General features: G+C 61.1%; 7 protein-coding genes. All 7 read right to left on the reverse strand.

What is annotated here, in order from left to right; genetic code table 11:
* Window positions 1–748 (reverse strand): 6-phosphogluconolactonase (gene pgl, locus GEU01_RS16810; RefSeq protein ID WP_019086336.1); only part of this gene is annotated, 748 nt, incomplete at its 3' end.
* The gene (locus tag GEU01_RS16815) at window positions 741–1,550 is read right to left on the reverse strand and encodes a Cof-type HAD-IIB family hydrolase (RefSeq protein ID WP_019087001.1); all 810 of its coding nucleotides are present in this window, start codon (window positions 1,548–1,550) and stop codon (window positions 741–743) included. The genes GEU01_RS16815 and pgl, both read right to left, overlap by 8 nt.
* A gap of 56 nt (window positions 1,551–1,606) precedes the next feature.
* Complete coding sequence (gene zwf / locus GEU01_RS16820) at window positions 1,607–3,139, reverse strand: glucose-6-phosphate dehydrogenase (protein WP_010510226.1); 1,533 nt, start codon at window positions 3,137–3,139, stop codon at window positions 1,607–1,609.
* 110 nt (window positions 3,140–3,249) lie between these two features.
* Window positions 3,250–4,251 carry a phosphogluconate dehydrogenase (NAD(+)-dependent, decarboxylating) gene (gene gnd / locus GEU01_RS16825; RefSeq protein ID WP_019087002.1) on the reverse strand — a complete coding sequence of 334 codons (1,002 nt, stop codon included), beginning with the start codon at window positions 4,249–4,251 and terminating at the stop codon, window positions 3,250–3,252.
* Window positions 4,252–4,367: 116 nt separating this feature from the next.
* On the reverse strand, window positions 4,368–7,235 hold the full coding sequence (locus tag GEU01_RS16830) for a bifunctional transaldolase/phosoglucose isomerase (protein ID WP_019087003.1): 2,868 nt from the start codon (window positions 7,233–7,235) through the stop codon (window positions 4,368–4,370).
* Window positions 7,236–7,321: 86 nt separating this feature from the next.
* Window positions 7,322–9,442 (reverse strand): transketolase, encoded by a 2,121-nt coding sequence (gene tkt, locus GEU01_RS16835; protein ID WP_019087004.1) that lies wholly within the window; start codon window positions 9,440–9,442, stop codon window positions 7,322–7,324.
* Between the two features lie 810 nt (window positions 9,443–10,252).
* On the reverse strand, window positions 10,253–10,661 hold a 409-nt coding region (locus tag GEU01_RS23085), incomplete at its 5' end, for an IS5 family transposase (protein ID WP_019087005.1).

The following is a 10,661-nucleotide window of genomic DNA, read 5'->3' on the forward strand; positions in this document are numbered from 1 at the left end:
ATTGTCCCGCAGCCGCCTTGTCCATAAGCCAGATGAGTTCGCCCTCGGTCGTGATGTGGCTGGCGGGTTCCGCCGGGTCGCCGGCGCGCACCCTGCCAAAGGCCTCGCGCTTGGCTGGCCCGGCCAGCATGAACACCACATGGCGGCTGGAATGGATGGCGGGATAGGTCAGCGTCAGGCGTGTATGCGGCGCGTCATCGGGCACGCAGGTCGAAACCAACAGCTTTTTCTCCCGAAGCACCGGCTGGCGCGGGAACAGCGACGCGGTATGCCCGTTATCGCCCAGGCCCAGCATCACCACGTCAAACAGCGGGCGGCCGGGTTCCAGCACCGTGCCGCCGTATACCTTTTCCAGTTCCGTCTGGTATTGCGCCGCCGCCTGCGCCGGGTCGCCCGACGTCGGCATGGGGTGCACGTTGGCGGGCGGCACCGGCACATGGGCCAGCATTTCGCTCTCGACCATGTTGTAATTGCTGGCCGGGTCGCTGTCGGGCACGAAGCGTTCATCGCCAAAGAAGAACTGCGTGTTCGCCCACGGGAAACGGTCGCGGTATTCATCCGACGCCAGAATCTGGTACAGCCGCTTTGGCGTGGACCCGCCCGAAAGCGCGATCACGAACGGGCCGCCCTTTTTCGCCAGCGCCTGTTCCGTCAGCCATTTCGCCATGTACTGCGCAATGGCTTCGGCATCGGGCAGGACCACCATCGCGCCCGTTTTCACGTCATGTCCACCTGTCATGTCACGCATCTCCCAGCACGAATTTCTCGATCCCGTTGGCGAACCCTTCCTCCTCGCACGATGTCGAGACATGGGTCGCCTGCTTCTGCACCTCGGGGCTGGCCTGCCCCATGGCGATGGACATGCCGCTCTTGCGGAACATCAGCACATCATTGGGCTGGTCGCCCAGTGTCACCATCTGGCTGGCGGGAATGCCCAGCAGGCGTTCGAGCGCCATCACCACGCCGCCCTTGTTGGCGTCCCTGTTGGTCACGTCCACATAGTACGGCTGTGACAGGGCGGCGGACGCCGTATCGCCCAGCGCCTGCTGCAGGTCGTGCTCGAGGCGCTTCATCAGGGCCAGATCATCGCTGACGCCGGTGATCTTGACCACCTGGTCCAGCTTTGCTTCCACATTGCCCACCACGGGCGGAAACTTGACCGTCCACTGTTCGCGCGCGACATGCGGGGCATCAAGTTTCGAGACGATCCAGTCATTGCCGTTATAGACCCACGGATCGGCCCCGTGGTCGCGGATGATGCCGATCACCCTGCGCGCCGTATCGGCTGGCAGCGTGCGGGCCTCGATCACGGTGAAATCGGGCCTGACCATCATCCCGCCGTTGAAACCCGCGATCGGTTCGGAAATCTTCAGCGGGTCAATGACCATCTTCATGCCCTTGGGCGGGCGGCCGCTGGTGATGGTGAACAGGATACCGCGTTCACGCAGGCGTTCGACAGCCCGGATCGCGCGGGGTGTCAGGATCTTGTCCTTCGTGACCAGGGTGCCATCCACATCGGCCAGTACAAGGCGTATTTCGGGGTCAGACACGGAAGTGTCCTCCTGTCAGTGTCATGTCAGTCGGGCTGGGCGCGCGTCAGGTTCCGTCAGGACCCGATTTTCAGCCAGTGCCGGTGGTCGCGGGCCAGCAGGTCATCGGCGGCCTTTGGCCCCTCGCTGCCAGCGGCGTAGAAATCCAGTCCCGCGGGGGCGTGCATCCAGTCCAGGACGGGCTGGACCACGCGCCATCCGGCTTCGATATTGTCCGCGCGCTGGAACAGGGTCGCATCCCCGATCATGCAGTCATACAGCAGCGTCTCGTAGCCGGTGCTTGGCCCCTCGTGGAACCATTCGGAATAGTCGAACTTCATGCGCACGCCGCCCAGGTGTACCGTGGGGCCGGGTATCTTGGCGGAAAACTGCAATGTCACGCCTTCGGTTGGCTGGATATGCAAAAGCATGATGTTGGGCGTCAGCTTGTCCACCGGCGTATCACGGAACAGGGCATAGGGTGCTGACTTGAAATGCACCGCGATTTCCGTCTTGCGCGCGGCCAGGCGCTTGCCGGTGCGCACATAGAACGGCACCCCGGCCCAGCGCCAGTTGTCGATCATGAGCTTCATCGCGACATAGGTTTCGGTATGGGAATGGGGATCCACGCCGGGTTCGTCACGATAGCCCGCAACAGGTTCTCCCCTGATGCTGCCTGCCGCATACTGGCCGCGTACCACGTCATGGTGCTGCACGGTATGGATGGCCTTGAGCACCTTGGTCTTTTCATCACGTACCGCATCGGCATCGAACGAAATGGGGGCTTCCATGGCCGTCATGGCCAGAAGCTGCATGACATGGTTGGGCACCATGTCGCGCACGGCGCCCGTGCTTTCGTAAAACCGGGCGCGCTGTTCCACGCCCACCGTCTCGGCCGCGGTGATCTGCACATGGTCGATATTGTCGCGGTTCCACAAAGGTTCGAAAAAACCGTTGGAAAACCGCAGGGCCAGGATGTTCTGCACCGTCTCCTTGCCCAGATAATGGTCAATCCGGTAAATCTGGCTTTCATCAAGCGTGCGCAACAGCCGTTCGTTCAGCGCGATGGCGGATTGCAGGTCGCTGCCGAAGGGCTTTTCGATAATGACCCGGCGGAAGGCCTGCCCGCTTTCTTTCGCAAGGCCCGATATACCAAGCTGGTCCACGATGGTGCCAAAGAAACGGGCGGCCACCGCAAGGTAGAAAATACAGTTCTGGTTGCCTGTTTTCCGGGCCAGGGCATCATATGTCGCGCTATCCTCGAACGAACCGCGCACATAGTCGATGTTGGACGACAGGCGCTTCCACACGTCGTCATGCAGCCTGACGGCTTCGGTCCCGCGACTGGTTACGAAATTTTCCAGCGACTCATGGAAGCTCTGGCGCAGGTCGGCAGCCGAGACATCGGCCCGGTCCACCACAATGATGGAGAAATGGCTGTCCAGCAGCCCCGCACTGGCCAGGTTGTACAGTGCGGGCACCAGAAGACGGTGCGTCAGGTCCCCGCCCCCGCCAAATATGACAAATACGCCCGGTGGCCCGCGACGCGGCACGTTTTCATGCCGCGTGTCGTCAATCTGCGAGGACGCGGATGCGACAATGCTCTCCATCTTGCTTCTCCCTGAACTTTTTTCAGCGTGTAAAACCCGGACAGACCGCCCGTGGTCGTTATGGTGCCAACGTGGTCTGGCCTGCCGGGTGCGTTATCAGGCGCGCACTATCAGTTGTTCGTGCCTTCGATATGGCCGCCAAAGCCGAAACGCATGGCGGACAGCATCTTTTCGGCAAAGTTGTTGCCGGTGCGTGAACGGAAACGCGTGAACAGGGCTTCCGTCATCACCGGGACGGGTACGGCTTCTTCAATTGCGGCCTCGATGGTCCAGCGGCCTTCGCCGGAATCCGCCACGTCGCCCTTGTAATTGGACAGGTCCGGATTACCCGCCAGCGCGCGCGCCGACAGGTCCAGCAACCACGAGGACACCACGCTGCCGCGCCGCCAGACTTCGGCAATATCGGCCATGTTCAGTTCGAAACGCTGGTTTTCAGGCAGTTCGGTCGAGTTCTTGGACTTCATGACATGGAAGCCCTCGGCAAAGGCCTGCATGATGCCGTATTCGATGCCGTTATGGACCATTTTCACGAAATGGCCGGACCCGGCGGGACCGCAATGCAGGTAGCCCTGTTCCGCGCGCGGGTCGAAACCGGGTTTGTCACGGTTCGGCGTGCGCGGGATATCGCCAATCCCCGGTGCAAGGGCGGACAGGATCGGGTCGATATGGTCGGTGGCGTCCCTGGTGCCGCCGTACATCATGCAGTAGCCGCGTTCCAACCCCCACACGCCGCCCGAGGTGCCGACATCAATGTAGTGGATGCCCTTTTTCATCAGTTCGGCGGCGCGGCGGATGTCGTCCTTGTAGAAGGAATTGCCGCCATCGATCACGATGTCGCCCTTGCCCAGCAGGCCGCCCAGTTCCTGCACCGCCGCTTCGGTCACGGGGCCTGCTGGCAGCATGAGCCAGATGATCCGCCGCTCGGCGGTCAGCCTGGACACCATGTCCTTCAGGCCGGATGCGGCAATGGTCTTTCCGGCCACGGCCTGTTCCCCAATTTTGGTCATGACCGCTGGCGTGCGGTCATAAAGAACCACATCGTGGCCGTGACGTGTCAGGCGGATGGCGATGTTGCCCCCCATCTTGCCCAGCCCCACTATACCGATCTGCATGATTATTACTGCTCCCGTGGCAGGGACGTGCCCTGCGATTCAGCCCGCGTTCGGGCTGGTGAAAAAATGGGCCCCGCCATTTCTGCCGACCATGGCGGGGCTGTTCCGTCGTACGGTCAGACGGCGGCCCTGATGGCCTGCGCAAGTTTTTCAAGACCGGATTTCAGATCGCCGTGAATATGCACGCGCAGGGCGCGACGGCCGCGTTCACCCAGTACTTCCAGGTCCCCGCGGGCCTGCGCTTCCTTGACAATGCTGAAGGTATATTTTTCCCCCGGCACCGGCAGACTGACTTCGTCATCACATGTGATCTGCAGGAATACGCCGGTGTTGGGTCCGCCCTTGTAGGCCTGCCCGGTGGAATGCTGGAAACGCGGGCCGAATTCGGCGGCCGTGGCCAGTTTCAGCCCATCACGCACCGACAGCCGCACCTGCTGAAGCCATTCGCGTGTGGCCGTGTCGCGGTCGATATAGGCCAGCAGGGCGACATAATCGCCCGCCCTGCCCCGGGCGAAATGGGCCTTCAGGATACCTTCCGCCGTATGGCCGACCCTGAGTGCCGCAGCATTCTTCGGGTCGGCATAGAAGGCAAGGCTGCCGTCCCTGGCGAACGGTTCGTACGGCGGCAGCCTGCCGGTTTCGTTATAGGCGGTGGTGATCTTCTTGGTCTCGATCTTCGACGCCTCGACATCAGGCTGGTTGAAGGCATTGATGCCGATGATCGACCCGGCGACCGCGGTCGCGAATTCCCAGCGGAAGAATTCCTCGGCAATCTGGTAGCGGTCATGCAGTTCAATGGTCACGACCGGTTCACCCGCCGCGATCAGCTTTTTGAACGCTTCATCCTGCTTCTCACACGGTTTTTCGCTCAGCCGCAGGTAGATGAACACGCGGTCCCTGCCATATACCGAAGCCGGCCCGGCAGTTTCCCCGTCAATGGGGATCAGCCCCTTGCCGTCCTTGCCCGTTGATTCCGCCAGAAGCTGTTCCAGCCACGCGCCCATGTCGTATATGGCAGGCGACGCCAGCAGCGTGACCTTGTCCCGGCCGAACGATCGCGCGGCCACGCCCAGTACGCTGCCCAGAACGACACCGGGGTTCTGCGCGGGCGGGACGGAGGCGGCGCAGGATTTTTCACCCCGCAGGGCCGAATCCAGCAGCCGCTTCAGCGGCAGGCCCGCGACGGCTGCAGGAACCATGCCGAAATCGGACAGCACGGAATACCGGCCACCGATCTGTTTGTTACCGTAGAAGACTTTCCAGAATTTATCCTTCTTCGCCACGTCTTCCATGTGCGAACCGGGATCGGTGACGGTGATGAAGTGCGAACCGGCCCGCTCCCCCAGCACCTTTTTCGCCTGATCGAAGAAATAGGCCTTGAGGATATTCGGTTCCAGCGTGCCGCCGGATTTGGACGAGACGATGAACAGCGTCTTGCTGATGTCGATCCTGTCCTGAAAATCCCTGATCTGCTGCGGATCGGTGCTGTCGAGCACATACAGGTGCGGGAAGCCTTCATGTCTGCCGAACGTCACCGACAGGACTTCCGGCCCAAGGCTTGATCCGCCCATGCCCAGCAGCAGCGCGTCACGGAAGCCGCGCGCCTTCACTTCGGCCTGGAATTCCTCGAACTTCGCCAGATCCAGCAACTGGTCATCAACGATGCTGAGCCATTTCAGCCAGCGTGCCTCGTCATGACCCGTCCACAGGGTTGCGTCCCTGTCCCACAGGCGGCGGACATCCCCCTGCGTGCGCCATGTTTCCAGTTCGGCCCTGACCGCCGCATCAAGGTCGGCAGGCAGGTTGAGCGTGGTCGTGGTGAGCTTGGAACCAAGGAACGCGGCCTGTTTGGCGGCAATCGACCCAAGCAGGGCGTCGAATGCATCCTCGAAGCCACGCACCCCTTCATCCACCAATGTCCGGGTCACGCCATCCAGATCAAGGCCAAGGCGCCGGGCCTCGCTGATGACCCTGTTTGCGCCCGCCACGTCCTGTGTCAGGGTCTGTGCAACCTTGCCGTGATCGCGGAAGTCATCAAAGGTCGCGGGCGGAATGGTGTTGACGGTTTCCGGGCCGATCAGGCCGTCCACGTATAGCACGTCGCTAAACGTCTTGTCCTTCGTGCTGGTGCTGGCCCACAGCAGGCGCTGGGGCATGGCGCCGGCCTGCGCCAGTTTCTGCCATCGCGCGCTTTTCACCACGTCCTGCCAGTATTCATAGGCCTGCTTGGCGTTGGCGATCGCGACCTTGCCACGCAGGGCCTTCAGCGCGGCTGCGTCCTTGTCCCCCGCCGCGACGCGATCATCGATTTCCCTGTCGATCTTCACGTCGATCCGGCTGACGAAGAAGGAGGCGACGCTTGCAATCCCCGTAACACTTTCGCCACGCGCCAGACGCTCTTCCAGCCCTGCGATATAGGCTTCGACCACCTTCTTGTATGCATTCAGGGAAAACAGCAGTGTTACGTTGACATTGATCCCCGCCGCGATGGCCGCCTGCACGGCGGGTGCGCCTTCATCCGTCCCGGGGATCTTGATCATGAGGTTGGGCGCGCCAACGGCAAGCCACAGCCGCCGTGCCTCGGCGATGGTGGCGCCGGTATCACGCGCCAGATAGGGCGAGACCTCCAGGCTGACATAGCCATCCACCTTCGCGGTCTGTTCATAGACCGGGTGCAGCACCTTTGCCGCCGCGCGGATGTCATGGATCGCCAGCGTTTCATACAGCGTCCCGGCGTCAACGATCTGGTGTTCAAGGATCTGGCGGATCTGCGGATCGTAATCGGTCCCATGGCCCATGGCCTTCTGGAAGATGGACGGGTTGGAGGTGACACCCTTCAGGCCGTCTTCCTCCACCAGCTTTTTCAGCTTGCCGCTTTCGGTATAGGAACGCTGGATGAAGTCCAGCCACGGGGACTGACCAAAGCGGGCCAGCTGTTTTAACGGATTGGCGGCTTCACTGGTGCCGGCGTCGTACGCGGTCATGGCATGTTTCCTTCATGTGTTGCGGGCAGCCATCCCGCGGGCGGCGCGGGGTGGCTGTCCTGTCGCAATTATGGTCGGGCGGGCGCTCAGCGTCGGGTGGCAAGCTGCCTGCGGGCTTCGGTCAGGACGGCGTCCACCGTGAACCCGAACCTGACCTCCAGCTCACCCGCCGGGGCGGAGGCACCGAATGTGTGCATCACGATGGTGCTGCCCCGCAGGCCGACATAGCGTTCCCACCCAAGCCGTGCCGCCTGTTCCACCGCCACGCGGGCGGTGACATCGGGCGGCAGCACGCTGTCGCGGTAGGACTGGGGCTGCGCTTCAAACAGGTCCCATGACGGCATGGAGACGATGCGGGCCCCGACCCCCTCGGCCTTGAGCTGTTCAAAGGCCTTCACGATCAGCCCGACCTCGCTGCCCGTCGCCATGAGGATGACATCGGGCGTGCCGGTGCTGCTGTCGGCCAGCACGTAGGCCCCCTTTGCCAGGCCGCTGGCCGGGGCATAGGTCTTGCGGCAGATGGTGGGCAGGTTCTGGCGTGTCAGTACCAGGACGGTGGGGCGATCAGCCAGCGGGACAAGGGTGCGCCAGGCCTCCGCGACCTCATTGGCGTCCGCCGGGCGGATCAGGGTTACCCCCGGTGTGGCGCGCAGCTGGGCAAGCTGTTCGACCGGCTGGTGGGTCGGGCCGTCTTCCCCCACCCCGATGGAATCATGGGTGAAGATATACAGCACCGGCAGCTTCATCAGCGCCGCAAGGCGGATGGGCGGCTTCATGTAATCGGAAAAGATGAAGAAGCCGGAGCAGTAGGGCCGCAGGTACGAAAGCGCCAGCCCGTTGCAGATCGACCCCATGGCATGTTCACGCACACCGAAATGCAGGTTGCGCCCGCCATAGGTCCCGCCCCATTGCGGGGGCTGGAAATCACCCGCGCCATCGAATGTCAGGTGCGTCTTGGTCGACGGCGACAGGTCGGCCGATCCGCCGATCATCCACGGATAGCTGGCGGCCACCTGATTGAGCACGGTCGCGGAACTGGCGCGGGAGGCAAGCCCCTTCGCATCCGCAGGGAAATCACTGATCTGGCGGTCCCAGCCTTCGGGCAGCTTTCCCGCAAGGACCAGGTCCAGTTCGGCCGCAAGGTCGGGGTGTGCCGTGCGGTAGCGGGCCAGCAGGTCGTACCACGCCCTGCTGGCGGCGGCCCCGCGTGTGGCGATGCCCTGCCGGAAGTGTTCAGGCACGCCCTTGGGCACGTAGAAACTCTTGTCTTCCGGCCAGCCGTAGAATTTCTTGGTTTCGCGTATTTCCTCCACCCCCAGGGGCGAGCCATGCGCCGCTGCGGTGCCCGCCTTGTGCGGTGAACCCCAGCCGATGATGGAATGCACGATGATCAGCGTCGGCCGGGATGTTTCCGCCTTCGCTTCGGCCAGCAGGCGGCGGAAATCGCCCGTGTCGTTTGCTTCCTTGAGTTCAAGGACATGCCAGCCATAGGCCTCGAAGCGTTTATGCACGCTTTCGGTAAAGGCGATGCGGGTATTGCCCTCGATGGAAATATGATTGCTGTCATAGATCCAGGTCAGGTTACCCAGCTTCAGGTGGCCCGCGATGGACGCGGCCTCGCTGGATACGCCTTCCATGTTGTCGCCGTCACCGCAGAATGTATAGGTGTGATAGGTGAACAGGTCGAAACCGGGTTTGTTGAAATGCGCGGCCAGCCATTTCTGGGCGATGGCCATGCCGACGGAGTTGCCACATCCCTGCCCCAGCGGGCCAGTCGTGGTCTCGACGCCTGCGGTGTGACCATATTCCGGGTGGCCGGGGGTGCGGGAATCAAGCTGGCGGAACTGCTCGATATCCGCCAGTGTCAGTGAGGGCCTGTCCGTCTGTACGCGGCCATCCTTCACGTCACGGATACCGGCAAGATAGATCAGCGAATACAGCAGCATGGAGGCATGGCCGATCGACAGCACGAAGCGGTCGCGATTGGGCCACAGGGGATTGGCGGGATCATAATCCAGGACCTCGCGCCACAATGCATAGGCTGGTGGGGCCAGCGCCATGGGCGTGCCCGGGTGTCCGGAATTGGCTTTCTGCACCGCATCCATAGCCAGTGTACGGATTGTATTGATGCAGAGGATATCAATATCCGCCCGTGCATTGCCGGCACCGTCAGGTGCCCATACGGGACAGGGAAATAATGAACGCATGAAAACCGTCCTCCGTTGTCACGGCCAACCCTGTTCGCTACGGGCGTTACATGGAACTGCATGAGCGGACGGCATTCATCCGGTCATGCTTGCATGCCACGTACGTCACATACCTGTGCCGAGATCCATTACCCTGCTGCCATCCATGACAGTACAGGGACCGATGCGCCGACATATTTCCAGTATAACCCGCAGGCTGGATGAAGTTGATTCAGTCATGCGGTTTATTCACGTGGAACAGTGCGTCATGTCTGGCGCGGCAGTTCCTGCATTGAAGTCCCAATCCGGGTCTAATTCCAGCCTCGCCCATTCACGAGTTCTCGATGCACATTTATTCTTCCTGTGCATGGCCATACATTTTTTATATGCTGTTATGGTAATGTGACAAGATATGTCAACGCCGAAAAATATGCGGTTTCCTGCCGTTTTTCAGCAGAAGGCAGGGATCGGAAATGCAAGTGCGTACGGACGGCCCGGACGCGATGAGACAGGCCTGCATACAGGCGCAGTACACAAAAATATGTGCATGATCACACGCTCAAGAAATAACATAAGGCAGGAATCGAATATATTTTTCAGATTCGTGGATAGAACATATGTAGAAATAAAATACGTTCGGAGAATCGGACCAGTCCAGTACGCGATTCTTATTCCAGATCAGATTCCTTTACTTATATCTGCAATACGGATTGCACATAATATGTCCCGCCACGCCATTTCAGGGATGATTTTTTGCCCGTCATGCTGAAACTGGTAGGCAGGGAAGCCGACGGGCGAGGCTTTGCCACCGTTATCAGGATTTTCTTCGATTTATATAAAAATATTAGAGCCCGATCCGAAAGTTTTCCAAGCTTGACAATGCCTTGCTGTCCGTCGTGTGAGCATGCGGATCGAGGCGATCAATGTCCATGCGGTTGAGGAAGCAATGGACTTTTCCCAATCTTTGGCGAGCCGCCTGCACCGTCCCAGCCAGGCGAATGTCCGTTCAACCACCCAGCGGCGAGGCAAGATCTGAAAGCCCTTCGCCGTATCGGACCGCCTGATGATTTCGACCGTCCATTTTCCCATGGAGGCGAGCGCGGATCGCAATTTGTTGCCAGCATAGCCGCCATCAGCAAAGATGTGGCGCAGCCAGGGAAAGCGCCTGCGTATTGCCGCCAGAACATCAACCGCCCCATCACGGTCCTGGATGTCGGCGGCATGAACGAGGAGAAAGATC

Source organism: Komagataeibacter europaeus LMG 18890, assembly GCF_000285295.1.
GTDB lineage: Bacteria > Pseudomonadota > Alphaproteobacteria > Acetobacterales > Acetobacteraceae > Komagataeibacter > Komagataeibacter europaeus.

Coding starts and splice junctions, on each gene's coding strand:
- tkt (WP_019087004.1), bottom strand. CDS start 9,442: ATGCGTTCATTATTTCCCTGTCCCGTATGGGCACCTGACGGTGCCGGC.
- zwf (WP_010510226.1), bottom strand. CDS start 3,139: ATGGAGAGCATTGTCGCATCCGCGTCCTCGCAGATTGACGACACGCGG.
- GEU01_RS16830 (WP_019087003.1), bottom strand. CDS start 7,235: ATGACCGCGTACGACGCCGGCACCAGTGAAGCCGCCAATCCGTTAAAA.
- gnd (WP_019087002.1), bottom strand. CDS start 4,251: ATGCAGATCGGTATAGTGGGGCTGGGCAAGATGGGGGGCAACATCGCC.